The 26537-nt window shown below is 61.1% G+C and carries 22 protein-coding genes; 14 read left to right on the forward strand and 8 right to left on the reverse strand.

All coding sequences use genetic code 11. The annotated features are described in order from the left end of the window. The 3 genes from Q1A91_RS23070 to Q1A91_RS23080 form a co-directional block, all read right to left on the reverse strand. Positions 1–694 (reverse strand): glutamate synthase-related protein (locus tag Q1A91_RS23070; RefSeq protein ID WP_299883096.1); only part of this gene is annotated, 694 nt, incomplete at its 3' end. 107 nt (positions 695–801) lie between these two features. Next, complete coding sequence (locus tag Q1A91_RS23075) at positions 802–1494, reverse strand: hypothetical protein (protein WP_299883097.1); 693 nt, start codon at positions 1492–1494, stop codon at positions 802–804. Continuing rightward, positions 1491–2435, reverse strand: a complete 945-nt coding sequence (locus Q1A91_RS23080; protein WP_299883098.1) for an amidophosphoribosyltransferase — start codon at positions 2433–2435, stop codon at positions 1491–1493. Before Q1A91_RS23080 ends, Q1A91_RS23075 begins: the two co-directional genes overlap by 4 nt. 122 nt (positions 2436–2557) lie before the next feature. On the opposite strand from Q1A91_RS23080, the gene Q1A91_RS23085 reads away from it, so the two are divergent. The 13 genes from Q1A91_RS23085 to Q1A91_RS23145 all read left to right on the forward strand — a co-directional run bounded on the left by Q1A91_RS23085 (position 2558) and on the right by Q1A91_RS23145 (position 18083). Then, positions 2558–3220 carry a GntR family transcriptional regulator gene (locus Q1A91_RS23085; RefSeq protein ID WP_299883099.1) on the forward strand — a complete coding sequence of 221 codons (663 nt, stop codon included), beginning with the start codon at positions 2558–2560 and terminating at the stop codon, positions 3218–3220. A gap of 186 nt (positions 3221–3406) precedes the next feature. Next, on the forward strand, positions 3407–4594 hold the full coding sequence (gene repA, locus Q1A91_RS23090) for a plasmid partitioning protein RepA (RefSeq protein ID WP_299883100.1): 1188 nt from the start codon (positions 3407–3409) through the stop codon (positions 4592–4594). After that, a complete protein-coding gene (repB, locus tag Q1A91_RS23095; protein WP_299883101.1) occupies positions 4584–5507 on the forward strand; it encodes a plasmid partitioning protein RepB in 924 nt (307 codons plus the stop codon). Before repA ends, repB begins: the two co-directional genes overlap by 11 nt. Positions 5508–5681: 174 nt before the next feature. Further along, on the forward strand, positions 5682–6818 hold the full coding sequence (gene repC / locus Q1A91_RS23100) for a plasmid replication protein RepC (protein ID WP_299883102.1): 1137 nt from the start codon (positions 5682–5684) through the stop codon (positions 6816–6818). A gap of 118 nt (positions 6819–6936) precedes the next feature. Continuing rightward, complete coding sequence (locus Q1A91_RS23105) at positions 6937–7986, forward strand: peptidase M29 (protein ID WP_299883103.1); 1050 nt, start codon at positions 6937–6939, stop codon at positions 7984–7986. Positions 7987–8007: 21 nt separating this feature from the next. Further along, positions 8008–9321: an acyl-CoA dehydrogenase family protein gene (locus tag Q1A91_RS23110; protein WP_299883104.1), complete on the forward strand. Its 1314-nt coding sequence runs from the start codon at positions 8008–8010 to the stop codon at positions 9319–9321. Positions 9322–9323: 2 nt separating this feature from the next. Next, complete coding sequence (locus Q1A91_RS23115) at positions 9324–10598, forward strand: alpha/beta fold hydrolase (protein ID WP_299883105.1); 1275 nt, start codon at positions 9324–9326, stop codon at positions 10596–10598. Then, positions 10595–11263 carry a TetR/AcrR family transcriptional regulator gene (locus tag Q1A91_RS23120; protein ID WP_299883106.1) on the forward strand — a complete coding sequence of 223 codons (669 nt, stop codon included), beginning with the start codon at positions 10595–10597 and terminating at the stop codon, positions 11261–11263. Before Q1A91_RS23115 ends, Q1A91_RS23120 begins: the two co-directional genes overlap by 4 nt. 148 nt (positions 11264–11411) lie before the next feature. Continuing rightward, positions 11412–12674 (forward strand): imelysin family protein, encoded by a 1263-nt coding sequence (locus Q1A91_RS23125; protein ID WP_299883108.1) that lies wholly within the window; start codon positions 11412–11414, stop codon positions 12672–12674. A 72-nt stretch (positions 12675–12746) separates the two neighbouring features. Continuing rightward, a complete protein-coding gene (locus Q1A91_RS23130; RefSeq protein WP_299883180.1) occupies positions 12747–14240 on the forward strand; it encodes a di-heme oxidoredictase family protein in 1494 nt (497 codons plus the stop codon). Further along, entirely contained in the window at positions 14237–15253 is a 1017-nt protein-coding gene (locus Q1A91_RS23135) for an imelysin family protein (RefSeq protein ID WP_299883110.1), read from the forward strand. The genes Q1A91_RS23130 and Q1A91_RS23135 overlap by 4 nt, the downstream gene beginning before the upstream one ends. A gap of 4 nt (positions 15254–15257) precedes the next feature. Further along, complete coding sequence (locus tag Q1A91_RS23140; protein WP_299883111.1) at positions 15258–16337, forward strand: DUF1513 domain-containing protein; 1080 nt, start codon at positions 15258–15260, stop codon at positions 16335–16337. 69 nt (positions 16338–16406) lie between these two features. Beyond that, complete coding sequence (locus Q1A91_RS23145) at positions 16407–18083, forward strand: amidohydrolase (protein WP_299883113.1); 1677 nt, start codon at positions 16407–16409, stop codon at positions 18081–18083. 1 nt (position 18084) lies between these two features. Here Q1A91_RS23145 and Q1A91_RS23150 read toward each other — a convergent pair whose 3' ends face one another. From Q1A91_RS23150 to Q1A91_RS23165, 4 genes are all read right to left on the reverse strand, one after another. Continuing rightward, positions 18085–19275, reverse strand: coding sequence for a multidrug effflux MFS transporter (locus Q1A91_RS23150; protein ID WP_299883115.1), 1191 nt, complete (start codon positions 19273–19275; stop codon positions 18085–18087). Positions 19276–19515: 240 nt separating this feature from the next. Next, complete coding sequence (locus Q1A91_RS23155; RefSeq protein ID WP_299883117.1) at positions 19516–21315, reverse strand: NAD(P)/FAD-dependent oxidoreductase; 1800 nt, start codon at positions 21313–21315, stop codon at positions 19516–19518. Between the two features lie 286 nt (positions 21316–21601). Then, positions 21602–22897 carry a hydantoinase/oxoprolinase family protein gene (locus Q1A91_RS23160; protein WP_299883119.1) on the reverse strand — a complete coding sequence of 432 codons (1296 nt, stop codon included), beginning with the start codon at positions 22895–22897 and terminating at the stop codon, positions 21602–21604. Beyond that, positions 22894–23973, reverse strand: a complete 1080-nt coding sequence (locus tag Q1A91_RS23165; protein ID WP_299883121.1) for a DUF917 domain-containing protein — start codon at positions 23971–23973, stop codon at positions 22894–22896. The genes Q1A91_RS23160 and Q1A91_RS23165 overlap by 4 nt, the downstream gene beginning before the upstream one ends. A 199-nt stretch (positions 23974–24172) precedes the next feature. On the opposite strand from Q1A91_RS23165, the gene Q1A91_RS23170 reads away from it, so the two are divergent. Next, a complete protein-coding gene (locus Q1A91_RS23170) occupies positions 24173–25081 on the forward strand; it encodes an AroM family protein (protein ID WP_299883123.1) in 909 nt (302 codons plus the stop codon). 377 nt (positions 25082–25458) lie between these two features. Here Q1A91_RS23170 and Q1A91_RS23175 read toward each other — a convergent pair whose 3' ends face one another. Next, positions 25459–26451, reverse strand: a complete 993-nt coding sequence (locus tag Q1A91_RS23175) for an IS30 family transposase (protein ID WP_299883125.1) — start codon at positions 26449–26451, stop codon at positions 25459–25461. Positions 26452–26537 lie beyond the last annotated feature (86 nt).

A 26537-nucleotide genomic window follows, 5' to 3' on the forward strand; every position in this document is an offset into this window, starting at 1 on the left:
GTTGATCGACCCCTTCCGGCAGCGTCCGCATCTTGGATACGCGAGGCGAGACTTTCATGCCCAGCAGCAGCCCCCCCGTCCCCGGCTTGGCCCCCTGCCCCACCACCAGTTCCAGCGCATCGGCGCGGCGCAAATGGTCAAGGTCGACGCCATAGCGCGCCGGTGACATCTGGTAGAGCAACCGTGACGACGCCGCGCGCTCTTCCTCCAGCATCCCGCCTTCGCCGGTGCAGGTCATTGTGCCGACCTTCGTCGCCCCATGACCCAAAGACGCCTTGGCAGAGGCGGATAATGCCCCAAAGGACATCGACGCGATGTAGATCGGAATATCCAGTTCCAGCGGTTTTTCCACCAGCCCGCGACCGCCGCCAAGGATGGTCTTGGTCTCACATTTCTCCCGGTAGCCTTCCAGCGGCAGGCGCGTCATCGTGGCGGGCACAAAGGTCAGGTCGTCAAACGTCGGCAGCTGCTTGTTGAACGTGTTATACCCGCGCACCTGATAGCGGCCCAATTGCGCCAGCGCGTGCACCTCCGAGATCGCCTCGGGCGTCCAGCGAGTGGAGCCGCCTTCGTCGTAGGAGGACGGCACGCCAGCGGGGCGGCCTTCAACAGCGCCTGCATCGCGGAAGCGGATTTCGTCTTCGGAGGCCATCTCGAAGGGGTATTCGTGCGGCGCTTTGGGTTGGTCAGTCATCTATGTGTCTCCTCGCGGGCAACGATGGGTGCAAGCACCCATCCTACGTGCAGCGGGTTGTGTAGGATGGGTGCTTGCACCCATCACAACCAACCCCATCTCCAAATTCAAATCATCAACCAGGCGCTCGCGTCCCGCGCCTCGAAATACCAAAGCCGCTGACCCGACACCATCTTGCGCCAGTCCCGCGAACTGTCCACCAATCCCAGCGGTTCCAGAATGGCATCGACTTCGGCCACTTCCTCCGCTGTGGGTTCGATCACGTTCACATCCACGCCAAGGCTCTCCACCGGTCCGGCAACCCAGACCTCGCCTTCCCACAGGGCATCGGCGCAGCTCTCCCCTGCCCCGCCAAGTGCGATGATCTTGCCCGCATGCGCCATGAAGCCCGACTGATAGCCAATCGTGCCTTCGACAACGATGTTGCCACCCTTCATCGCCACACCACAGCGCGGCCCGGCATCGCCTTTGACATGGATCGTGCCGCCGATCATCGCAGCACCGCAGGACATGCCCGCGCGCCCGCCTACCTCGATATGACCCTTGGCCATACCTTCGCCGGTGGCCCAGCCGGAATTGCGCTCAATCCGCACGTTAGAGCCTGTATTCAGCCCCCCGCAGTAGTAGCCCACTGACCCCTCGAAGGTGATATCGGCGCCATCAGGCAGACCCACACCAAGGTTGTGACGGCTCAGCGTATCGACCACGCGAATGGGTTTGCCGCTTTTGCAGGCGTCCTGAATTTCCTCGTTGATCTCCCGGATGTGGCGTTTGCCGACCTCGATGACAATCTCGCTCATGCCGCCATGCTCCGGTTGCCCACGCCCCAGATGCCGACAAGGCTCGGCCCGTCGTGGTTGATGACCTCGCATTCGTCGGGGAAGACGGTGCGCACGGCTTGCTCTTCGGTGGCCGCCGCCAGCTCTCCGGCCTGTTCAATCACCACCAGCGGTTTCATCGCAAAACGGTCCTTGGCAAAGCCGATGCCATCCGGCGTGGTGATCATGAAGGTGAAGACACCATCAATCGAATGGATCGACTTGCGCAACGCCTGCTCCATGCTCAGCCCCTGTTTCATCTGGTCGGAGACCCAGACCGCGATCAACTCTGAATCGTTCTCCGTCAGGAAGCGATACCCCTGCCGCTGCAATTTGTCGCGCCAGGTGAAATAGTCGGTAATCTGCCCGTTGTGCACAATCGCCACATCCGAAAAGGGCCGCGCCCAGAAGGGGTGGGAGGCATTGGGCAGCACGCTCGATTCCGTGGCCAGCCGCGCGTGGCCCAGACCGTGGGTGCCGATCATGTCGTGCACCTTGTGCTTCTCACCCACCTCTTCCGATCCGCCGATGTCCTTGACGATCTCCAGCGACCGGCCACAAGACTGCACCTCGATCCGGCCCGACAGCTCATCGGTGTCCTTCACCCAGGCGGCCAGGTCACGCGGATCGCTGATTTCCATGCGGAAACAATAGTGTTTGTTGGCATCCGTGATGATCGACGGATCACCCATCAGATCCGCGCCATGGTCCTTCAGCGTCGCGCGGAACAGTTCCAGATCACCATCCATTTGCGCCTTGTCAAACCCCATGCCACGCAGCACATATCCTGCATCCATCGGTGCGCCGTAGACGGCAAACCCGGTGCTGTCCGCGCCGCGATGTTCCTGCGCTGCCATCAGCGCCACAAGGTCCCTGCCAACGGTGCCGGGGGCGTTAAGAATACGTCCTGCAATGCCGCACATGGGCGTTCTCCTCCAAGGTCAGTTTCGGATACTGTATACAGTATTCAGAGCATGGCAAGAGCTTCGTTGCGCCGGTTGTATTTTTGTATACAGTGTCCAGAATACAGAGTATCAGGGTCCCTATGGCATTGCGCAGCATCACAACTCAACGACGCCGATTGGCCGACGAAGTCTATGACCAACTGGTCAAGGCGATCATGGAACGTGAAATCGGACCGGATGACCGTCTGGTACAGGAAAAGCTGGCCGCCGAGTTGGACATCAGCCGCACGCCTGTGCGTGAGGCACTGTTGCGGCTGGAGAAAGAAGGCGTGCTGCATCTGGCGAACTCCGGCGGGTTCCGGCTGTCACGGATTTCCGAGGAAGAGACGCTTGAGCTCTACCATGCCCGCGCCGCGATTGAGGGGCAGGCCGCGCGCATTCTTACCGCGCGCAACGATGCCGCCGAACTCGACGGCCTGCGCGCCCTGATCACCAAGACCGAAGACCTCAAGAACCCCACGACGCGGGATTACTTCATCGCCAACCGCACCATCCACCGCGCCTTCATGGAAGCGGCGGGGAATCGGTTCCTGTTGGAAATGTTCGATATGATCTGGGGCCGCGCGATGGCCTTTCATCTGTTCGCCGCCATCGAAAACGCTGATATCGCGAAGTCCCTGGGCAACCACGTGGAACTGGTCGATGTCATCGCCACCGGTGACCGGAGCGTTGCACTTGAGGCCTTTACAACCCATATTCAACAGGGGTTTGAGCTGCATATCGACGGCATCCGCAGCAGCTGACGCCCCCCTGCCCTCTTGTGGTCTGTTGCCAACCAGCCCCTAGATCATGACAAAACACTTGCCAGAATCTGTTTTCTTGCCCATTCATATACGGAATGAGGCAAATATAACGACTAAAACCGTAACAATCGGTTGGCGAGGCGGAACATGGCAAAAGACGGAGCGAGAACTCCGGGGGTGACGCACGTGCGCAAGCAGGAACGTATCGACGTTCTGGTGGGGGCGCACGCGGAAAAACTCTCTGAACGGCTGCAGGCGCACCGCGCGCAGCTTTTTCCCCCAGATGCGACACGGCAAATGCGCACTTTCACCAGCGGCGAAGCGGCTGATCTGCTGGGGGTGAAGGACGCATATCTGCGCAAACTCCACCTCGAAGGCAAAGGCCCTTCGCCGGAGGTGATGGGCAATGGCCGCCGGATGTATTCCGTCGATGATCTTCAGGCTCTACGTACCTATTTAGAGACGGGTGCGAAGCAATCCGGCACCTACCTGCCCGGCCGGCAGGACGGTGATCATTTGCAGGTCATCACCGTGATCAACTTCAAAGGCGGCAGCGGCAAAACCACCACCGCCGCGCATCTGGCGCAGAAGATGGCGCTGGACGGCTACCGCGTGCTCGCCATGGATCTTGACCCGCAAGCGAGCCTCTCGGCCCTGCACGGCTTCCAGCCGGAATTTGACCTGCTCGACGGTGGCACGCTGTTTGATGCGATCCGCTATGACGATCCGGTCCCCCTCTCCCGGATCATCCAACGCACCCATATCACCAACCTCGACATTGTTCCCGGCAACCTCGACCTCATGGAATTCGAACATGAGACCCCCCGCGCGCTGGTGGAACGACATGGTAACCTCTTTTTCACCAGAGTAGGCGACGCGCTTGCCGAAGTGGAAAAGGACTACGATGTGGTTATTCTCGATTGCCCGCCGCAGCTGGGGTATCTGACGATGTCAGCCCTCTCTGCCGCAACCGCCGTGCTGGTCACGGTGCACCCTCAAATGCTCGATGTGATGAGCATGTGCCAGTTCCTGCTGATGGTCTCCAACCTTCTGGGGGTCGTCAGCGAAGCGGGGGGCGACATGTCCTATGATTGGCTGCGCTACGTGGTGACGCGGTATGAACCGGGCGATGGGCCGCAGAACCAGATGGTCAGCTTCATGCGCTCGATGTTCGGCGATCATGTGCTGAACCATACGGTGCTGAAATCCACGGCCATCTCGGACGCAGGGATCACAAAACAGACCCTCTACGAGGTCGAAAAGGGCCAATTCGTCCGCGCCACCTATGAACGCGCGATGGAAAGCCTGAACGCCGTGAACGGCGAGATCGAAGCACTGGTGCAGGAAGCATGGGGGCGGACCAATGGCGCGTAAAGATCTGATGAAAGGCCTGATGGAAGCGCCGGAGACAAAATCCGCCACCCCCAAGCCCCCTGCCCGCGTCGATCCGGCAAAACCGCGCTACACCTCCGGTGCGATTGGCGCCGTCAGCCGCTCGATTGCTGATCTCAAAAGCCGATCCATTGTCGATCTGGACCCCCGCATGATTGACAACGCGGGTCTGAAAGACCGGCTCGACAAGGACGACCCCGATCACGCAGCGCTGGTCAAATCCATTGAGGAATACGGCCAGCAGGTGCCCGTGCTGGTGCGCTTCAGCCCCAATTACGAAGGCCGGTACGAGGTCGTCTATGGCCGCAGACGTGTGCGCGCGCTGAAGGATCTCGGTTTGCCCATCCGCGCCATGGTGCGCGATCTGGACGATAAGGCGCTGATCCTGGCACAGGGGCAGGAAAACTCCGCCCGTAAGGATCTGACCTTCATCGAAAAGGTGAACTTTGCCCGCCAGATGCGCGACGCGAAATATGACCGAAAGATCATTGGCGACGCGCTGGCGATGGACAAAACGCTGATCTCGCGGCTGTTTGCCGTGGCCGATCAGGTGCCGGTGGAATTGATTGAGGCGATTGGGTCGGCGCCCTCCGTGGGCCGCGACCGCTGGCTGGCGCTGGCCGACAAGATCAAGGGCCGCGATCTGGCGGAGTTTGCGGTTGGTGACAGTTCTGATGCGCGTTTCAACGCGGTGATGGCGGCGACCAAGGTCAAACCGCCCAAAGCGAAGCCGCCCGCTCAGATCAAAACCACAGACGGCACCGACCTCGCGCAGGTCGCCCGCAAGGGGGATCACACGCAGATCACCGTCACCGACGACACAGGTTTCGCCGACTGGCTCGCCGAAAACCTGACAGAGATTCACCGCGACTGGCAAAAGAAGCGCGGCGGATGATGAGGAGCAGCAACAAGGAGGCACGACCCGGCAGGACATAAGAAAGCCCCCCGGAATACACATCCCGAGAGGCCTTGGTTCGTTGTCTAGCACCTCCGAATCTGGCCCAAGAGTTGACAGCTGTCAACTCTCATCGCTTCCGGCGGCACGATAAGTTTTGCCCAGTGAACATCTATGGACGTATTGACAACGACGCCCTTCGGGCAGCGGCAGGTGACGGCTGGCTTGATGGAACGGGCCGCATTGGCGCAGCGCCCGCCACAGGTGCCGCACAGCGACAAGTGGGAGCTGTTCCGCGAACTCACCACCGCGCGGCTGGCCTATGGTGTGACGGATCGCGATCTGACGGTGCTGAACGCACTGCTCAGCTTTCACCCGGACAAGAACCTCAGCGACAACGCCTCGCTGATCGTCTTTCCTTCCAACCGATCGCTGGCGGAACGCGCCCATGGCATGGCCGAAAGCACGCTGCGCCGCCATCTGGGCGCTTTGGTGCGGGCGGGGATCATCGCGCGGCATGACAGCCCCAACGGCAAACGTTATGCGGCACGGGACAGGGCAGGGGAGGTCACACGCGCCTTCGGCTTCGATCTGCGCCCCTTGCTGGTGCAGGCGGGTCAGATCGCACAGGCCGCCCAAGCCGCACGTGACGCAGCGGAGCGGTTGAGGCGGCTGCGGGAGGACGTGTCCCTGCTCAAGCGCGACGCTGCAAAGCTGGCCGCCTGGGGGGTGGAGACGGGGCAGGGCGGTGATTGGTCCGCTGTTGAAGCCGAACTGCTGGACCAGCACCGCGCGTTTCGCCGCAAGCTGTCTGCGGAGGCCTTGGAAGAGCTCCGGGGCAGGGCGCAGGCCGTGCTGAAAACGGTACAGGAAAAACTCCGTAAATCAGACAATATGAGCGGCAGTGACGTTCAGAATGAGCGGCACTATTCTAATTCAAAACCAGAAGATCCTGATCTTGAACTTTGCTCAGAAGAGACAAAAGGCGAGGCGCCGAACCTGCCTCTGGCCGTGGTGTTAAAGGCCTGCCCTGATATCCTGCCCTATGCAGGCGACCAGATCCGACATTGGCACCAATTGGTTGGTGTGGCCGCGACGGTGCGCGGTATGATGGGCATCAGCCCCGGCGCCTGGGAGGATGCGCAGCGGGTGATGGGTGCGCCCGTGGCCGCCGTGACGGTTGCAGGTATTTTGCAGCGGGTTGATCAGATCAAATCGCCGGGGGGCTACTTGCGCGCCTTGACGCGACAGGCGCAGGATCATGCGTTCTCCCCCGGTCCGATGATCATGGCCTTACTGCGTTCGGGGTGAAGTGGGGCAAAAGTTGACAGCTGTCAACTTTTGTTTGGACGCAGAAAACCCTTGACCTGTAACGCTTTTTGGAAAACCCTTTACGCAAGAGTAAAGTTTTGGTGGGGAGTTGTCAGCGATGATGCAGGAACGGATCGAAGGCAAATGGCTCGCGTCGTTTCGCCGTGTGCTGGCTTTGAATGGCATCGGGGAGGGGACGCAAGTGGTGCTGATCGGGGAAACCCAGTCACGCCCCGTGCTGCTGCATCTGTGTGAACTCGCGCTCTATGATCTGGGCGCTGCGTTCTGCCAGATCACCATGCCAACCCCGCCGCAGACGGCGCCGGTTCCGGTCAAAAGCACGGGCACCTCGCTCGCGATCCAGAACAACCGCATGGCAGTGGAGGCGATGAAATGCGCCGAAGCGATTGTCGATTGCACGGTTGAGGGGATGATCCATTCGCCTGAGTGGCCGGAGATTGAAGAGGCGGGTGCGCGGCTGTTGGTAATCACCAATGAGCATCCCGAAATTCTGGAGCGCACCGAACCAACGGCCGATCTCGGTCCCCGTGTGGAGCGGGGGATCGAGATGCTTCGTGCCGCTTCGGAAATGCGCGTGACCTCCGCAGCCGGAACCGACCTGACGATTGATCTCAAAGACGCCCCTTGCGGCGGCACCCCCGGTTTCGGCACCACGCCCGGCGCGGTGGCCCATTGGCCCGGCGGTCTCTGCCTCGCCTTTCCCGGTCCTGGCACAGTCAACGGGCGGATCGTGATGGACGTGGGCGACATGAACCTGACGTTCAAAAGCTACCTCAGCAGCCAGATCGATTTCACGGTGGAGAATGATTTCGTGACCCAGATCAAAGGCACCGGCCTCGATGCGGAACTCTTCCGCGATTACATGGAAGCCTGGGATGACCCAAAGGCCTACGGCTTCAGCCATGTGGGCTGGGGCATGAACCCCGCTGCGCGCTGGGTATCGGGCGCGCTCTATGACAAGCGCGACATGCAGGCGGTGGAGTTCCGCGCCTTCGCCGGAAATTTCCTGTGGTCCACCGGCGCCAACCAATACGCGGGCCGTTTCACCGAAGGGCATTTCGACCTGCCCATGCGCCATTGCACCATATCGCTGGATGGTGTGGACGTTGTGAAAAACGGCGTCCTGCATCCTGACCTCACCGCATAGACCTCTCAAAGGAGCCTCCCTATGAGCCACTTTAGTGACTACTACGACATGACCCGCGTGCGCCCCGAAGTGGCCGCGGTGCTGGAGACGATCAACACGCTGGGCGCAGAGAAATTCGTGCACCGTGCCAAGGGGATCGACGATGATGCGAGCTTCCCGGTGGAGAACTACAAGGACCTCGCCGCACACGGGCTGATGACGCTTACCGTGCCGGAAGCCTACGGCGGGCATGGGTTCACCTTGGGTGAATATGCGATGGCGGGTGCGGAGATCGGCAAGTACTGCGGGGCCACGGCGCTGACCTTCAACATGCACAATTCCACGATGATGTGGTCGCGGTTCATGTATGAAATGCCCCACCTGACAGACGCGGAACGCGCCGCTTTCGCCCCTTTGCGCGAACGCCAGTTCCGCCGCGCGGTGGAGGAGCAGGGGATCTACTCGCAGCCCATTTCAGAGGCGGGTCAGAACTGGACCTCCAAGCCTGCGCAGACCCAATGCCGCAAAGTGGATGGCGGCTGGCGCATCACGGGGTTCAAGAAATTCGCCTCCCTCGCGGGGTATTGCGATTACTATTCCATCGTTTGCACGGAGGTCTTCGAGGGGCAGGAGCCGCAGCACGAGGACACGATGATTTTCGTGGTCCACAAGAATGCGGAGGGTCTCAGCGTGCAGGGCGAATGGGACCCGCTGGGGATGCGCGGCACCAATTCGCGCGATCTGATCCTCAAGGACGTGTTTGTGTCTGAGGATGACATGCTGATGCCCAAGGGGATTTTCATCAAGACGATGCCCTACTGGCCGCATATGATGGCGACGCTGTCACCGACCTACATGGGTGTGGCGCAGTCGGCCTATGATTTCACCGTCGAATACCTGCGCGGGGAAACCCCCGGCCTGCCACCCATCGACCGGCGGCAGTTCACCACCAAGCGCCATGCGGTTGGGCAGATGTACGCGCGGCTGGCGGGGATGCGCGCGCTGTGGTGGCAGGCGTTTATGGAGGCGAAGGGCTTCCCCTCCAAGGCTGAAGTCATGCGTATGTACGCGGCGCAATACAACGTCATGGAAGGCGCGCAGGAATTGGCGGCTTTGGCGATCAGGACCTGCGGCGGGCAGTCGATGTTGAAGTCCTTGCCGCTGGAGCGGATATACCGTGACAGCCGCTGCGGGGCGCTGATGTTGCCTTATACCTCTGAAATCATGGAAGATTATATGTCCACGCTGGCGCTTTTCGATGTGGAGGAACTGGACGATGCCCCCGGAGACGCGCATGGCGCGCGGACCTCGCTGTGGCGGGGGGACGGCGGGCAATTGGCCTTGGCGGCGGAATAGCCGTGGCACGGGACAGCGCGCGGGCGCAGGTCCAACTGGATGTGACGCCCGACACCGCATGGGCCGCGTTGCGCGATTTCTGCGCGCCCTGGCATCCGTGGATCGCGACCATGCAGGCAGAGGAGGGCGGGGGCGTTCGGGCCTTTACGGTCAAGGCCGAAGAGACGCTCTACCGCGAACGGCTCACGTGGTTTTCCGATACCGACAAGGTCATGTGCTACACCCATCTGCAAGGCATCGACGGCGCGCAACGCTATGACGGGATGCTGAGTGTTGCGGCGGCAGAGAAAGGTGGCAGCATCGTCACCATGAGCGCGGAGATTGAGGCGCTGGCCGAACGCGCAGCGGATATCGCGTGCGGCACGACAGCTGTGTTTGAGGCCGGTTTGGCCGCGTTAGAGACGGGTCTGTCGCAGGCCGGGGCAGGGGGCGCTCCTCTGAAGCCGTTGCCTTTGGAACATCGCACCATCGACGATCTGCCACGTCTGGGGCTGACCATGACCCCTGCAAAAGACGGGCCATTGCTGTTGTTTCTGCATGGCATCGGCGGCAACCGCTCCAACTGGACGCGGCAGCTGGGGCGGGCGGGGCATGTGGTGCAGGCCGCCGCGCTTGATCTGCGGGGATATGGCGACAGCACGCTGGGCGCGGGCCAATCCACGGTGGAGGCCTATTGCGCGGACATCCGGCGGGTGATGGAGGTGCTGGGCAAGTCTCAGGTCATCCTCTGCGGGTTGTCCTATGGTGCATGGATCGCGACGGCATTTGCGGAAAGCCATCCTGATCTGACGGCGGGGTTGGTCGTCTCTGGTGGTTGCACAGGCATGTCGGAGGCCGGACCGGAAGAACGCGACGCTTTCCGCGTAAGCCGGGAGGTGCCGCTGGATGCCGGGCAAGCGACGGCGGATTTTGCGCCCGGTGTGATCGGGGCAATCAGCGGGCCGGAGGTAGACGCAAACATCCGCGCCGAACTGACCGCCTCCATGGCGGCGATCCCGACAGAGACCTACCGCGACGCGCTGCGCTGTTTCACCAACCCGCTGCGGCGGTTTGACTTCGCGCGCCTGACGATGCCGGTTCTGTTGATGACCGGTGAGCACGACAAACTCGCCCCGCCGACAGAGATCAAATCGGTTGCCCATCGTATCCATGCCGCCAGCCCAAACCCTGACGTGCGGTTTGAAATCATTGCCGGGGCAGGGCATATCTGTAACGTGGAAAAACCTTATCTCTATACCGCGCCCTTGATGGAATTCCTGCGCAGGGTCGCGGGATGAAACAACTGCCCCGCCGCGAATTGAACCGTCTGGCGCGCAAGCAGCAATTGCTGGATGCAGCCTTGGTTGTCTTCGCGCGCGAAGGCTATTCCGGCGCGTCGATGGATGCTGTCGCGGCAGAGGCAGGCACCTCAAAACCGACCCTATACAAGCATTATCCCAGCAAAGAGGCGCTGTTCACCGCGATGATGCGCGCGCGCCGCGATGACATGTTGCTGAGCATTGAACCGGGTGACCCAGACGCAATGGTCGCGCAGTTGCACGGATTCGCCTGGCGCTATGCGCGCACGGTGATGCGGCCCGACTTGCTGGCACTGGCCCGGCTGATCATTGGTGAGGCGCAGCGGTTTCCGCACATCGGCGTCGCCTATCAGCAAAGCGGGCCGGATCAAGTGCTGGACGGGGTGATGACATACCTCAGCCACCTGCGCGATGAGGGACGTTTGCAGTTTGAGGACGCGGAACTGGCCGCGCAGGATCTGTGGGGGCTGGTCTTGTCCGCGCCGCGGACGCGCGCGCTCTATGACCCTCAATGGGTGCCATCCCAGGCCGAGCTTGCGCGGTATATCCACAACGGATTGCGTGTGTTTCTGGCGGGCTATGCGGCGTCGCCCGAGCGTGATCTGGAGGAGTTGGAAGCGGTCATTGCGGCCGGTACGCCCTGAGGCGCGTCTTGTCAGATTGACATACCTTATAAATTCACTCAGAATTATGGTACACCCCAGCCAGCCGTCGTTTTGACAGGTCAGCCAAGTTTCCCAAATCCGTGCGGGCGCGCCTTTGTGTCCCCCACACCTTCAAAGGGACTGACCCATGAAACGACCCCACCTGTTGACCTCTGTTGCCCTGATGGCACTTGCCGCGCCGGCCTTGGCGGCTGAGAAGACCGATGTGCTTGCCACCTATGCTGACATTGCAGCGGCCAAATACGAAGACAGCCTGATCACCGCACAACGATTGCAGACGGCGGTGACCGCGCTGGTCGCGGGCCCATCTGCGGAAAGCCTGACAGAGGCGCGGCAGGCATGGCTGGCCGCACGGGTGCCGTATCAGCAGACCGAAGTCTACCGCTTTGGCAATGCCATCGTCGACGACTGGGAAGGCAAGGTGAATGCCTGGCCGCTGGATGAGGGGCTGATTGACTATGTCGATGCCTTCTATGGCGGAGCGTCGGATGAGAACGCCTTTGCCGCGTTGAACGTGGTTGCCAGCGCAGGGTTCACCCTGTCGGGGCAAGAGGTGGATGCCGCCGCCATCACGCCCGCGCTGTTGTCTGATACCCTGCACGAAGCCGACGGGGTGGAGGCGAATGTTGCCACCGGTTATCACGCGATCGAATTTCTGCTGTGGGGTCAGGATCTGAACGGCCATGGCCCCGGTGCAGGCAACCGGCCCTGGACGGATTACGCAGGCGGCGCGGCCTGTACCAACGGCAATTGCGACCGGCGGGCGGATTACCTTGTTGCGGCCACGGATTTGCTGGTCTCCGATCTGGAATGGATGGCGGCGCAGTGGCGTGACGAAGGGGAAGCACGGGGCACCCTGATGGCCGATCCGGATGCGGGAATTGCTGCGATGCTGACGGGCATGGGGTCGCTGTCCTATGGAGAACAGGCGGGCGAACGGATGCGCCTTGGGCTGATGCTCAACGATCCCGAAGAAGAGCATGACTGCTTCTCTGACAACACCCATAACAGTCACTATTATGACGGTTTGGGCGTGCAGAACGTCTATCTGGGGGCATACATCCGGGTTGACGGATCGCTGGTTTCAGGCGCGTCCCTGTCGGATATGGTTGCGGCCACGGATGCAGGTCTGGATGCGGAGATGAAGACCAAACTGAGCGCTACGATGATGTCGCTGGGGCGGATCAAGACCGCGGCAGAAGCGGGTTTTGCCTATGACCAGATGCTGGAACGGGGCAATGCCGCCGGGGAGGCGCTGATCATGGGCGGTGTGGAGGGCCTGATTGATCAGACACGCTCCATCGAGCGGGTGGTGCGGGTGCTTGGGCTTGACCAGATCGCCTTTGAAGGGTCCGACAGTCTGGATGATCCGGACGCGGTGTTTCAGTAAGAAGGCGCGGGCACAACGATGATGAGGCGCGGATTGAAATGGCCCGTCAGCGCTGCGTTCTGCGGGGTGCTGATGGCGGGCATTGCAGCGGCTGAGGGGCCGCCCTGGGCCGGTCTGGGGGACCCGCATCTGAACGTGGTACCCCGCACCCCGGCAGAGGCGGCGCGGATCGCAAAGGTCACCGCACTGACGGCGGATTTCAGCAGACCCCAGAAATTTGAGGAACGCCCGGCGGGTGCCGCGACCGTGCGGGTGGTGCCGACGGCGGATGCGTTTTCCAAACCCTCAGCCAACATCCGCTTTGAGGATGAGCTGGACTTCAAGGTCGGCAATGGATTGTTCCGCAAACTGTGGGTGTCCGCGCCGGCGTCGACCTTGGCGTCTGATGGGTTGGGCCCGCTGTTCAATGCGCGGTCCTGCCAGCGGTGCCACATCAAGGATGGGCGCGGGCACCCGCCCGAAGGCCCCGAGGACAACGCGATTTCGATGTTCCTGCGTGTGTCTATTCCCGGCGCGGATGCGGGTCTGATGCGGGAGATTGAAGGGTATATCGCCACGTTGCCGGACCCGACCTATGGCACGCAGTTGCAGGATTTTGCCGTGCAGGGGCATGTGTCGGAATACCGGCTGGCAATCAGCTATGAAGAGGAGGTTGTCACGCTGGCCGACGGGGTCAAGGTCACGCTCCGCCACCCGAGGTACGAAGCGGCGGATCTGGGATATGGACCGCTGCACCCGGCGGCGATGCTCAGCCCGCGTGTGGCCCCGCAGATGATCGGGCTGGGCCTGTTGGAGGCGATCCCCGCGCAGGATATTCTGGCGGGGGCGGATCCGGATGATGCGGATGGGGACGGCATTTCGGGCCGTGCCAATGTGGTCTGGTCTGTGGTCCATGATCAGCCGATGCTGGGGCGGTTCGGGCTGAAGGCCGGCGCGCCCACGGTGCTGGAACAATCCGCTGGTGCCTTTGCAGGTGACATTGGCATATCCTCTCCGCTCTTTCCGGCGGCGGCGGGGGCGTGTACGGCGGCGCAAAGCGCGTGCCGGAATGCGATCCACGGGGATGGCGATGATCGCCTGTTTGAGATTGATGCCGAAGGGCTGGACCTTGTCACTTTCTATAGCCGCAATCTGGGGGTGCCCGCGCGGCGCAATCTGGATGATCCAGCAGTCCTGCGCGGCAAGCAGGTGTTTTATGAGACGAACTGCACGGCCTGTCATCGCCCCAGTTTTGTGACCCACCGGCTGGTCGATCAGCCGGAGCAGAGCTTTCAATTGATCTGGCCCTATACGGATATGCTGTTGCACGACATGGGGCCGGGATTGGCAGACAATCGGCCCGAGGCACGCGCGACCGGGCAGGAATGGCGCACGCCGCCGCTGTGGGGCATCGGGCTGACGCAGCAGGTCAGCGGGCACACCTATTTCCTGCATGATGGTCGCGCGCGATCACTGTTGGAAGCGGTGCTGTGGCACGGCGGTGAAGCACAGGCGCAACGCGATGCGGTGGTCGGCATGACAACAGCAGATCGCGACGCCCTGATCGCGTTTTTGGAGAGTTTATGAGACGTTTTGTGATGATTCTGGCCTGCGTTCTGATCCCGTCTGCGGTGGGGGCAGGGCCAAAGGCCATGGTCATCGAGGATAGCATCGAGGGGCATATCCTGCCCCGGTTTGAACGTTTGGCGGAGGCCTCGGACGTTCTGGCACAGACAGCGGGGCAGGGCTGTACCGGCGCCTCAGACGCCCTTGTCAGAGCCTATAGGGATGCCTTTGACGCCTGGATTTCTGCCAGTCACCTGCGGTTCGGCCCGACGGAGGTAGAGGACCGCGCCTTCGCGCTCGCCTTCTGGCCGGACAGCCGGGGCAAGACGCCGCGCGCCTTGCGCAAGCTGATTGCCGAAGCGGATCCGATTGGCCTGTCGGTGACGGATTATGCGCAGATGTCGATCGCGGCACGCGGGTTTCATGCGCTGGAGTTTTTGCTGTTTGATCCCGGTGTCAGCTCAACCGGTGACGCGGGCTATCGGTGCCGGTTGGTCCAGACTGTGGCGGGGGATATCGCGGTGACGGCGGGTGCGATCCTCAAGGATTGGCAGACGGATTACGCGGCGCGGCTGCGCACCCCGCGCGCGCAGGGGACCTACCGGACGGAGGACGAAGCGGTGCAGGTGCTGTTCAAGGCCCTGACCACCGGGTTGCAGTTCACGTCCGAGGTGCGGCTGGGGCGGCCTTTGGGGACGTTCGACCGGCCCCGTCCGAAACGGGCGGAAAGCTGGCGGTCCGGCAGGTCTGCACGGCACGTGATGCTGAGCCTGCGTGCGACCCGTGATTTGGCGTTGCGGCTGGCGGCGGGTGATGCGGCGGTGCACGCGGCGCTGGAGGATGCGTTCGGGCGCGCCTTGACCCGGCTGGAGGCATTGAACGATCCGGTGTTTGCCGGTGTGGCTGACCCGCAGGGCAGGTTGAAGGTTGAGGTGATGCAGCAGGCGGTGGACAGCATCCGCGCGGTTGTGCAGCAGGATCTGGGGCCGACGCTGGGTGTGGTGGCCGGGTTCAACGCCTTGGACGGGGATTGAGGACATGGGACAGCGCACCGGGCGTCGGCAGTTTCTGGGGGGGTTGCTTGCCGCCGGGTTGATCCCGAAACCAACCTGGGCGGATGCCGGGGCGCCTGCGTTCCTGTCCGCTGCGGCGCGCCCGGATGGCAGATATGTGCTGTGCGGGATCACCGCGCCGCTGGAAGTGGTGTTCGAGATTGATCTGCCCGCGCGCGGTCATGCGGCAACGGCCCATCCCCGGCGTCCCGAAGCGGTTGCCTTTGCCCGGCGGCCGGGGACCTTTGCGGTTGTGATTGACTGCCTGCAAGGCCGGGCCAAGGCCACGCTGACCGCACCGGAAGGCAGGCATTTCTATGGGCATGGGGTCTATTCTGAAAGTGGGGATTTCCTGTTCACCACGGAGAATGACTTTGAAGCGGGGCAGGGCCGTGTCGGGGTCTGGGACGTGGGCGCAGGATACAAGCGCATCGCAGAGTTTCCCAGCGGCGGAGTAGGTCCGCATGACATCAAACGTCTGCCGGGACGGGAGACACTCGTTGTCGCAAATGGAGGGATAGAGACTCATCCTGCCAGCGGACGGGCGAAGCTCAACCTGCCCGACATGCAGCCCAACCTTGCTTACATCGACGATGGTACCGTCACAGAAGTGACAATGCTGCCCGCTGGGATGCACCGGAACTCCATCCGCCATCTGGCGGTCAGCGCACAGGGGGCGGTGGCCTTTGGCATGCAGTGGCAGGGCGATGGTCCGGCGGCGGCGCTGGTCGGGTACCACTGGCAAGGGGGGGCAATGCAGGTGATGCGCACGCCCGGAGAAGACCTGCGTGCGATGGCGGGCTATATCGGCAGCATTGCCTTTGCCCCCGATGGAAAGCGGATTTGTGTGACCTCCCCGCGCGGGGGGCTGTTGCAGACCTATGACGCGGTCACGGCCCAGTTGCAGGACAGCAGACCGCTGGCGGACGTCTGTGGCGTTGCGCCGCTTGTGGGTGATTTTCTGGTAACCTCCGGCACCGGGGTTTTGCAACGGATGTCACGCCTTGCGGTGCCCCATGCGGTGCCGTTGATGTGGGACAATCATCTGGTTGCGGTCGCGGCGTAGTCTTCGCTCTTGTTCAGCCGGGTTTGGCGCAGGTAGGCTGATCCGAGATCACCAGCGATGGAGCGCGCCATGACCCCAGACATCATCATCCACAACGGCGCGCTTGTGACCTTCGATGACAACACTCCGGAGGCGCAGGCGCTGGCGGTTGCGGGGGGCAAGATCACTGCCGTGGGAGAAGATGCGGGCATTCTTGCGCTGGCAGGGCCGCAGACCCGGATCGTAGACGCAAAGGGCGGGACGGTTCTGCCCGGTTTCATCGACAGCCATGTGCATCTGTTCGGCGGCGCGGTCGAACTGGCCTGTCCGAACCTCTACGGCGTCAGCGGTCTGGACGCGATGAAAGCGGTGATCCTGCCTTTTGCCCAAGCCAACCCGGACGACCTGATGATTTTCTGCGTGATGGCGGATTATGACATTCTGGGCACGGGAAAGATGCTGACCCGGCACGATCTGGATGCCATTCTGCCGGATCGTCCGCTGGCGATGTTCTCGCCTGATCACCACACCATCTGGGCCAACACGCCTGCGTTGGAGACGGCGGGCCTGTTGCAGGGGGCGCAGGTCGATGCGGGATCCGAGATCGTGATGGGCGCGGATGGCCTTGCCGCAGGCGCGTTGCTGGAACCGGGGGCCTATGCGCCGGTGCTGGAACTGACCCGCCATGGTGGGCGGGAGATGCTGGGGCTGACCACGGGCAAGGACCCGGTGCCGCCCGCCACGCCTGCGCAGCGGGAGATGGACAAGGACGTGATCGAACGCGGGCTGTTGCATTGCGCGGCACAGGGCATCACCGGGCTGCATCTGATGGATGGGAACACCTACCAGCTGGAGCTGTTGACGGAGCTTGAGCAGGAGGGGCGGCTGGCCTGTCGCTGCAATGTGCCGTTTCACATGAAAGGGGTTGATCCGCTGGACCGGCTGACGGCCGAGGCCCCGGTGATGCGTGATCGGTTTCAGGGCGACATGGTGCGCTGTTCCCACGTGAAGATGTTCATCGACGGGGTGATCGAAAGCGGCACGGCCCTGATGCTGGAACCCTATCCCGGCGAGATGGGGCAGGGCGGCAATGCAGGGGATGAGGTGTTCACGCAGGATCACTTTGTGGCGTGTTGCGTGGAAGCCGACAGGCTGGGCTTTCAGATTGCGGTGCATGCCATTGGCGACGCGGGCGTGCGGCGCACGATTGACGCCTTTGAAGCCGCACAATCCGCCAATGGTCCCCGCGACAGCCGCCACCGGATCGAACATCTGGAGGTGATGCATGTGGATGACATTCCGCGTCTGGCCGCGCTTGGCATTGTCGCTTCGATCCAGCCGGGGCACGCGCCGATGGGGCATATCTTTCCCCCCACGGGGGTCAGCAACTATCTGCATCCGCACCAGTTGGCGGGGGCCTATGCCTGGCAGACGATTCGGGAGACCGGGGCGCGGGTGGTGTTCTCAACCGATTGGCCGGTGATTCCGGTGGATGTGATGGACAACATCAAAGCCGCGGTTGCGCCGCTGGATCTGGGGGAGGGGTGGATTGATCAATCCCAGAGCCTGATGGACACGCTGGCCAGCTACACCCGCGACAATGCCTGGGTGGCGTTTGAAGAAGATCAGGGCGGACGATTGCAGGTGGGAATGCGCGCGGATATCGCTGTGATGAGCGATGATCTGACGACGCTTGCACCGGCGGACGTGACAGAGGCCCGCGCGGTGCTGACGGTTTGTGCAGGTCGCGTGACGTTCGAGCGGTAGATCAGGCCTGCTGCACCCGCCGCAGCCGCGCCGCCCAGAGGGCAAGGCACAGCCCGGCCCCCGAGGAGGCGAGCATGAGCCCCAACAGGGTTGCCCCTCCGTCAACCTCTGGCACAATCACCCCCGTCAGCGCGGTCAGCACCGCACCTCCCGCCACGATCAACGCGCCGCTGATCCCGGCGGCACTGCCGGACAGATCGGGCCGGACGGACATGGCACCGGTACTGCTGCCGGGCATCGTGATCCCGTTGCCCAGCCCCACGAAGACCGTGCTGGCAAAGAACAACGCAGGCGATTGAACGCCAAGGGTCAGAAGCACAAGGCCCGCCGCCAGCCCGCTGCATGCCACGATGCGGCCTGCCAGCATCATTGTCGTCAGTTCATACCGCGCGCCGTACCGCCCGGACAAAAACCCGCCAACCATGAACCCCACTGTGATGGTGCCGATGTAGACGCCCAGTTCCGCTGTTGTGACGCCGAATTGCGACAGGGCAACAAGGGGCGCACCGGTCAGGAAGATGTAGAACGCCCCGACAGAGAATGCCCCGCAGAGCGAGAACGCCCAGAAGAGCGGCTCTGACAACAGCGCGCCTGCCTTGAGGGGTGGTGCATCGGTGCCGGGGGAGGTGTCGGGTCTGGTCTCCCCCAGATCGATCCAGCAGAGCGCGAACAGGATAAACCCCGAGACGGTGTAGAACACAAAGATTGCCCGCCAGCCGAAGGCGGTGTCGAGCAGACCGCCCAACATAGGCCCTAACATGGGCGCAATGGCCATCGACATCCCGATATAGCCGATCAGGCTGACGGCCTCCCGTTCGGTTCTGGTGTCGCGGACAATCGCCATGGACAGTGTGTATCCAGCCGTCATGCCGCCCTGAAACACCCGGAAGAACAGGAAGGTTTCAATATCCTGCGCCAGCACGCAGCCAGCAGACGCGCAGGCGAAGATGAACACCGCCACCAGCAGCACCGGCCGCCGCCCGATCCGGTCCGACAGCGGCCCGATGACCAGTTGAATGACCGCCGTCACCGCGAGCGAGGCAGAGACGGCAAGGCTGACCATGGCATAATCAGTGGCCAGATCATTGGCGATATTGGCCAAGGACGGCATGAACATGTTCAGCGACAGGGGCGAAAAGCCGGTCAGCAGGATCAACGTCAGCAGATGGGGAGGTGTGGCGGGTTTGGTCATTTGGGAAAGGCCTGCGGTAGAAACAAAAAAGCCCCCGAACAATGTCGGGGGCGCATGGGTCGGGATATGGAACCCCTTAACGGACCATGCACCTGTTGCCTGCGACGACGAAAGTCAGTTTCATTTCACTCTCCTGTTGGGGGAACCTACGGGCAGATTTGTTTCTGCGCAACAGGCAAGACTGCTGCGCTGTTGAGTAAGAGGGCAGCCTGCCAACGCGCGGCAGGCTGCACCGATGCTTCAGCTTGTATGATGCACTTCTTGCAAGCCGTAGACAGGGGTGTCGATCCCCTCCATCCGCGCCTTGAGTTGCAGGGACAGAAACTGCGAGTAGTGCCGCGACTGGTGCAGGTTGCCGCCGTGGAACCACAGGTTCTGCTGCTGCGTGGGTTTCCACATGTTGCGCTGTTCACCTTCCCACGGGCCGGGGTCCTTGGGCGTGTCTGACCCCAGACCCCAGACCTTGCCCACCTTGTCGGCCGTTTCCTGATCCACCAGATCCGCGACCCAGCCGTTCATGGAGCCATAGCCCGTGGCATAGACAATCACATCCGCCTCCAGCTTGGTGCCGTCGTCCAGCACCACACCGTCTTCGACCACTTCGGTGACCTGCCCGTGGGCGAGCTTGATCTCTCCGTCAATGATCAGCTGGCTGGCGCCCACGTCGATGTAATACCCCGACCCGCGGCGCAGGTATTTCATGAACAAGCCCGATCCATCCGCGCCCCAATCGAGCTTGAACCCGGCGTTCTCCAACCCCTTGTAAAAGTCCGCATCAACCTCGGCGATTTTCTCATACACCGGGATCTGGAATTCATGCAGGATCGCGTAGGGCAGGGAGGCGAAGATCATGTCGGCCTTGTTGGTCGTCATGCCTGCTGCCACGGCGCGTTCGGAATAGAGATCGCCCAGCCCGTGTTCCATCAACGGCTCGGACCGCACGATATGGGTGGAGGAACGTTGGACCATCGTCACATCCGCGCCGCCTTCCCACAGGGCTGCACAGATGTCGTGGGCCGAATTGTTGGAGCCGACGACCACTGCTTTCTTACCTTTGTAGGCATCGGGGCCGGGGTGTTGTGAACTGTGGTGCTGATCGCCTTTGAATCTGTCCATGCCGGGGAAGCTGGGCAAGTTGGGCTTTGCGGACATACCCGTGGCAAAGATGACATGGGTGGGGTTCAACGTCATGGCGGTGCCGTCACGGTCAATGTCGACGGTCCAAGTGCCTGCGGCTTCATCAAAGCTGGCCTTCTTGCAGGTCGTCTTGGTCCAGTAGTTCAGCTCCATCACGCGGGTGTACATTTCCAGCCAATCGCCCAGCTTGTCCTTGGGGGCAAACACCGGCCAGTTCGGCGGGAAGGGCAGATAGGGCAAGTGGTCGTACCACACCGGGTCATGCAGGCAGAGCGATTTGTAGCGGTTGCGCCAGCTGTCACCGGCCCGTTCGTTCTTCTCAACAATGATCGTGGGCACGCCCAACTGCCGCAGACGCGCGCCCAGTGCGATGCCGCCCTGACCGCCGCCAATGATCAGGCAATAGGGTTGGTCGGTGATGCCGAGGGTGGCCAGCTCATGCTCGCGTTCTTCTTTCCACGTCTTGTGATCCTTTGCCGCGCCATGATGGGCGCCGAGGGGGCGTTCATTGCCCAAAGGTTCCTCATGCCCTTTGAGTTCCACCATGGAGGTCAGCAGCGTCCAGATCTTGCCGTCGCGCAGACGGACGAGGCCATAGCCGCGTGCGACGCCTGTCTCGAAACTGATCCAGGCGGTGGTGATTCCGTCTTCCTCTGTCGCCGTCTCCCCTTCGGCGATGGCCCAGCCTGTGGGGGCGGTTGAGGTCAGCTGGCTTTTCAGCATGTCGGCCACTTGGTCAGGGCCTTCCATCGTCTTGATATTCCACGTGAAGGTGACCAGATCGCGCCAGTAACAATCATCGGTAAACATCGCGCGCGCGGCGTCGATATCGCCTGCCTCAAGCGCCTGACCGAAGCTGTCCAGAAACGCCTGACACTGATCGTGTGTCGAAGAATCGAGCATGTAGTGTCCTCCCAAAGTCTCTACCCGGCCAAGTCTGCGAGGCGGGAGGACATCGGGCAACGACAAAGTGACGTAAGGGCAGGCAATTTTCCGCCAGTCGGGGTGCTGTGTTGGCGGCGCGGCGCAGGATTGGTCGGGTGCGGTGGTTTGTTTTGAAGCCACGCGCGGGCAGGAGTGGCGACTTTGGGCCGCTCTCGACGCCGAAGGTATCGCGATGCGGCAATGGCCACTTGCCCTCGTCAAATCAGGGCAAGACTGAACGCCTCATCCTACAGTTGCCACCGGCCTAGTCGATATCGCCCACAACGCGCACCCGGACCCGGCGAGAGCCTCCGGGCAGGTATGCAATAGGCAGATCTTCAACCTCAATTGTCTTGATGCTTCCAACACAGGCTCCAGCCTCGGCTGCGCGGCACCGGGCGATAGCCTCGGCCTCCGCAAGCGCGGCATCACGGGACAGCCCGCTAAAAACCTGGTCGACCTCGCCCGACACCTGCGCCATCGCGGCACCGATTGCATTTGCGACCCCGGCTTGTTCCATGCGGTGAACCTTACCTACACCGGCAAGCGTATCCGGGATCAAGAAAGAACCACCACCAACTGCAATCAGATCAACAGGCGCAGACGATGTTTTCATGCGGTCTATGCTGTCTTCCAACATCGCAATCATCCGTTGCAGAAGACCGTTCACCTGTGCTCCATCAAGATGACGAACACGGCTCTTGTCACCGATGTCGGCGCGCCCCGCAGCAACGAGAAGATCGGTTGCAGTTAACGTGTCTCCACCAAACACCAGCGCCGCGCTGCTGATGCGGTAGCCAACGCTGCGCGGGCCAATCCTGCCGCGCTCTACATCCACGATCGAACCGCCGCCCAAACCAATCGGGAGCAGGTCCGGCATGCGAAACAGCGTTCTGACGCCACCAACTTCAACGATATTATTCGCTTCGCGGGGAAAGCCATTCACAAGGCATCCAATGTCGGTGGTCGTCCCGCCGACATCAGCAACCATCGCATCTTCGAGCCCCGTCAGGAACGCCGCCCCCCGCATCGAGTTCGTTGGTCCGGAAGCAAAAGAAAACACCGGGCTCTTTGCGGCGACTTCCGCCATCACGACCGTTCCGTCGTTTTGCGTCAAATAGAACGGGGCATCTATGCCGGCTTGCTCCAAGGCGGAGCCGAAGGCATCGACGGTCTTTCGCCCAATGCTTTGCAAAGAGGCATTCAGCATCGCTACGTTTTCGCGCTCAAGCAATCCAATCCGGCCGAGTGTGTGAGACAGAGTTATCTGAACATCGGGCACAACGGACCTGATTATTTCGGCCGCTTCCAGCTCACACTCCGACGTCAAAGGTGAAAACAGCGCGTTGACCGCAACGCTACGGATGCCAGCCTCCGCGATCTGATGGGCCGCACCGTTTTTCAAATGACTGGCCTGATCGAGCACGCCTTTCGTGGCGCTGACAACGCCACTCATCACATCGGACGTCGTTGGGACTTTTATCGAGGCCAGGATTTTTTCACCGTCAATCGGAACTGCGTCCGTGTTGGTTCCGCCGACGTCGATGCCAATACGTTTCATATCGCAAATACCGATCTGTAATCAAAGTCATAGCCGAAAGTGCGAGGGCCGACATTCAAGAGGCCCCGCTCAGTTCTCAAGATCTCTGGTGAGGGCAAAGCGATCACTGTCACACGCTGCCCATAGCGCACGGTCTCGGTTCCAATTGCATCTCCACTGTCGGTGTCCAGCAGGCAAATGAGATGAGGGGTCATCGCAATCGGTTCCTCATTGCGGCGCGCAACGAGCCATTCGTTCTGAAACTCCAGCACAAGGTCTTCCCCTTGGTCGTTTCCGAGGCCGGACACCTTTGCCTTGCCCCTGAGAAACCCACCCGTGGCGACCCGATCAACATCGGTAATCTTGCCGACGAAAAGGGTCTTGCCGCCCTCCAGTTCCAGGATCGCCTGAACCGGGTCGTTGTGATTGCGCCGCGCTTCGAGCACGGTTTGGCCAATGCGGGTAGCTTGGGTCACGGTATGGAGGATTCCCCACTCCTTAACTTCGGCACCGGTGCGCGGGGCCTTGCAGGTTGATGCGACAGAGCCGACCTCAGTTGTGATTGTTCGCGATATGCGCTCCATCCAGATCCAGGATGGAACCTTTGAGACAATGGATTCGTTGTCACGGCAATCGACCAAACTGAGCGGATACATCTTCAGGTTCCCGATCGCGAAGCTGGTGTTCTGAGCTTCCGGATAGGCGCGTCCCATGGCATCCGCATCGACCACGGGGAGATCCAGAAGCGCGGCAGCCAGGTAGGGAGACAGCACATTGCCGCCGCCGATTTCGACCGCCATGATCGCAGTGAATTTCTGACCGATGAACTCTTCCATCAAGCAAACCGCACGGGCGAGCGTCGCGGGATCTATCAACCTCTCCTGCCCGACGAGCGGCGCGCCCATCTGCGACACAACCGCCACCAGATCGTCGTCGCGCAGGTCTTCAGGTTGGATGAGCCTACAGGTTTTACCCTGTTTGTAGAGGTTTGTGAGATTAAGCTGCGCGAGGTAAGGACTGCCGCCGCCCCCAGTCCCAAGGATCCACGCTCCAATAGCAAGGGCGTCGATACTCTCTATTGGGAATTCCCGCTCCATATGTTCCTCCGCCTGATTGGGGTGACCGTATCGCAGCGGGTATTCTGTGTGTATAAGGGTTAGCCCTTAGTGTCGCCTAATTCCCTTGCCCGCCGCTGGTCACTATGAAGGTTGACAAATACTTGTTCCGAAAGTCAGCGTGCGGTGGCTTCGGTGCGCCCTACATCATGCCCGCGCTTTTGAGTGAGAGCCTATAACAGTGTCCAAAACTCGCATCCTTTTTGTCACGATTGGCCAGTCTCCGCGACCGGGTTTGCTGGCCGCGCTGACCGAAAGCCTGGCAAAGCCTGCGAAGATCACCGAGATCGGACTGCTTGACGGATTGAGTGGCTCGGAGATCGAAGACTTGCAGGCAAAACCGGACGAGCCTGCGGTTACCGCGCGCCTGGCGGGCGGCGTATGGCTCTCGCTGTCTCGACGCAAGATAGGCAACCGTGCGAATGCGAAGGTCGCCGCAGTGGGCGGAGGAGATTTTGATCTCGTTGTTCTCATGTCGACCGGAATTTTTCGTGACCTGGAAAGCACTTGTCCGACAGTCAATGCACAACGCGCGCTGGAATCTGCGGTTATCTCGGTTGCGGCGCAGAGCGACACCGTCGGTATGATCTATCCATTGGCGCAACAGGCCTTGGCCCCCGATATTCCATCGATCTCGCTGTTTGAGACCGTCTCTAGACATGCAGCCCATTCAAACACTGACCAATTGAAAAAGGCGGCACGGGCCCTCAAGGATTGCTCCTATGTCGTTTTGAATTCTGTTGGCTACACAGAGGATGACCGGCGCGCGGTTTCCGAAACGACCGGGCGGCCAGTGATCCTGCCGCGTCGGATTGTGACCAACTCGATTCGCTTGATCCTGAGCAGCTTGGTCTCTGCGCCCGTGGCCGAATTGTCGGGTGAACTTCGTGCAAAGCTTGAAGATCTGACAAACAGAGAGCGTCAAGTCCTGTCCCTTGTTTGTGAAGGCCTCACGAACAAGGAGATCGCACGTCAACTTAGCATCAGCCACAAGACCGTCGAAATCCATCGCTCGAATGTTCTTAGAAAAATGGGAGCGCCATCATCGGGAGCACTCATACGGCAAATGGTCCAGGCGGGCTTCGCTTAACCCACTAGGTGTTTACCCGTATTGCGCAAACAGTGAGCGGCCATAGCATGGTGAGCAACGTGTTTCACTGGACTCAAGATGGCCGTATCCCAAAAACCACTCGTTATTCAGAACAAGTGCATTGAGGTTTATTCCGACGTCAGTGGCACCGAATTGGCCCTTTGCACGCCCTTCATGAATGGTGAAACCCTCCTTTGGCTTGGAGGGAAGACATGACGAAGCCAGCCCCCTCCATTGCGCAAGACGAACCCCTTTCTGGCGTCAGCCGCAATCAGCTTGGCGCCACGCAATACGCTGGGTCTGTTGATCCTGCCCTGCGGATTGTTGTTCGTGCTTTTCTTTGTGTGAAGGCTCAAGGGTCGTTGCGACAGTTTCCGCTATCTCAGTTTCAACATCTCTGCTCTGAATGCTTCGGTTGGGGTTCGCCATCCGAGGCACTTTCTGGGTGTGCCGTTCAGGCGGTCGCAAATCGCCTTCATATTGCGATTTGAGAGCGCCGCCAGTTGCGTGTCTCGGGGCAGATAGCGCCGCGCCCGTTTGTTTAGGTTTTCAACTGAACCCTTTTGCCACGGTGCCTGTGGATCGCAGAACCATGCCTCTGTGCCTATCCCAGGCTTCAGTTTGCGCCAGTTCCTGAACTCAAAGCCGCGATCAAAGGTGATGGATTTCCGGGCTGGTTGGGGCAGGGGCTCCATCACGCCCATCAACCTGTTCATCAGGTGCGTCGTGCTGCGATCGTTGTTGCGGAAGAGGACAGCAAAACGGGTCTTGCGCTCGACCGGAGAGGCGACATTCATCTTGCCCTGAGCGCGTTCAAAGATCATCAGATCACCTTCCCATTCGCCAAATGTCTCGCGGGTATCAACGTAGTCAGGACGTTCGTGGATGGACCGATCCGGCGGGAACACAAGGCCACGGGGCCTGCGTGAATGATGCGGACGCCGCTTTTTGCGACGGTTGGGCAGGTAGCGCGCCAGCTCTCTGGATTGGCCATCCGGGCTGTAAACATAGGCGTAGATCGTTTCGTGGCTGACGCGCACGGGCTGGCCTTCAAACTGCAATCGGCCTGCGATCTGTTCTGGCGACCAGCCTTCTTTGAGCTGCTTAATCACTGCCTTTCGCAAGCCATCCAAACGTACCAGTTTGCGACGGCGGGCGCGTCGAGCCGTCGCATAGTCCTGCGCGTTAACTCCATAGTACCCATTCAGATAAGGGATCTCTTCATCGTTGTAATAGTTGCGCTTGATCTCGCGGTAGACTGTGGATCTATGCCTGCCAATCTCGGCCGCAATTTCACCGATTGATAATTTAGCATTCAACATATCTTCAATCTTGCGCCGCTCGCGCAGGTTCAGCTCTCTATGCGCCATCTTTCATTCTCCTTGCTTTCCAGCAAGATAGGGGAAATTTCGCAACCCAGTTTAGAATGTGCCCCCGCTACAGCCTCCGATACTGA

Origin of the sequence: uncultured Sulfitobacter sp. (assembly GCF_947500075.1) — a bacterium.
Lineage (GTDB): Bacteria > Pseudomonadota > Alphaproteobacteria > Rhodobacterales > Rhodobacteraceae > Sulfitobacter.

What these genes read in the sequence shown, in the direction of transcription:
- Q1A91_RS23075 (WP_299883097.1), bottom strand. Translation starts at nt 1,494, where the DNA reads ATGAGCGAGATTGTCATCGAGGTCGGCAAACGCCACATCCGGGAGATC.
- Q1A91_RS23080 (WP_299883098.1), bottom strand. Translation starts at nt 2,435, where the DNA reads ATGTGCGGCATTGCAGGACGTATTCTTAACGCCCCCGGCACCGTTGGC.
- Q1A91_RS23085 (WP_299883099.1), top strand. Translation starts at nt 2,558, where the DNA reads ATGGCATTGCGCAGCATCACAACTCAACGACGCCGATTGGCCGACGAA.
- repB (WP_299883101.1), top strand. Translation starts at nt 4,584, where the DNA reads ATGGCGCGTAAAGATCTGATGAAAGGCCTGATGGAAGCGCCGGAGACA.
- repC (WP_299883102.1), top strand. Translation starts at nt 5,682, where the DNA reads ATGGACGTATTGACAACGACGCCCTTCGGGCAGCGGCAGGTGACGGCT.
- Q1A91_RS23105 (WP_299883103.1), top strand. Translation starts at nt 6,937, where the DNA reads ATGATGCAGGAACGGATCGAAGGCAAATGGCTCGCGTCGTTTCGCCGT.
- Q1A91_RS23110 (WP_299883104.1), top strand. Translation starts at nt 8,008, where the DNA reads ATGAGCCACTTTAGTGACTACTACGACATGACCCGCGTGCGCCCCGAA.
- Q1A91_RS23120 (WP_299883106.1), top strand. Translation starts at nt 10,595, where the DNA reads ATGAAACAACTGCCCCGCCGCGAATTGAACCGTCTGGCGCGCAAGCAG.
- Q1A91_RS23125 (WP_299883108.1), top strand. Translation starts at nt 11,412, where the DNA reads ATGAAACGACCCCACCTGTTGACCTCTGTTGCCCTGATGGCACTTGCC.
- Q1A91_RS23130 (WP_299883180.1), top strand. Translation starts at nt 12,747, where the DNA reads ATGGCGGGCATTGCAGCGGCTGAGGGGCCGCCCTGGGCCGGTCTGGGG.
- Q1A91_RS23135 (WP_299883110.1), top strand. Translation starts at nt 14,237, where the DNA reads ATGAGACGTTTTGTGATGATTCTGGCCTGCGTTCTGATCCCGTCTGCG.
- Q1A91_RS23140 (WP_299883111.1), top strand. Translation starts at nt 15,258, where the DNA reads ATGGGACAGCGCACCGGGCGTCGGCAGTTTCTGGGGGGGTTGCTTGCC.
- Q1A91_RS23145 (WP_299883113.1), top strand. Translation starts at nt 16,407, where the DNA reads ATGACCCCAGACATCATCATCCACAACGGCGCGCTTGTGACCTTCGAT.
- Q1A91_RS23150 (WP_299883115.1), bottom strand. Translation starts at nt 19,275, where the DNA reads ATGACCAAACCCGCCACACCTCCCCATCTGCTGACGTTGATCCTGCTG.
- Q1A91_RS23155 (WP_299883117.1), bottom strand. Translation starts at nt 21,315, where the DNA reads ATGCTCGATTCTTCGACACACGATCAGTGTCAGGCGTTTCTGGACAGC.
- Q1A91_RS23160 (WP_299883119.1), bottom strand. Translation starts at nt 22,897, where the DNA reads ATGAAACGTATTGGCATCGACGTCGGCGGAACCAACACGGACGCAGTT.
- Q1A91_RS23165 (WP_299883121.1), bottom strand. Translation starts at nt 23,973, where the DNA reads ATGGAGCGGGAATTCCCAATAGAGAGTATCGACGCCCTTGCTATTGGA.
- Q1A91_RS23175 (WP_299883125.1), bottom strand. Translation starts at nt 26,451, where the DNA reads ATGGCGCATAGAGAGCTGAACCTGCGCGAGCGGCGCAAGATTGAAGAT.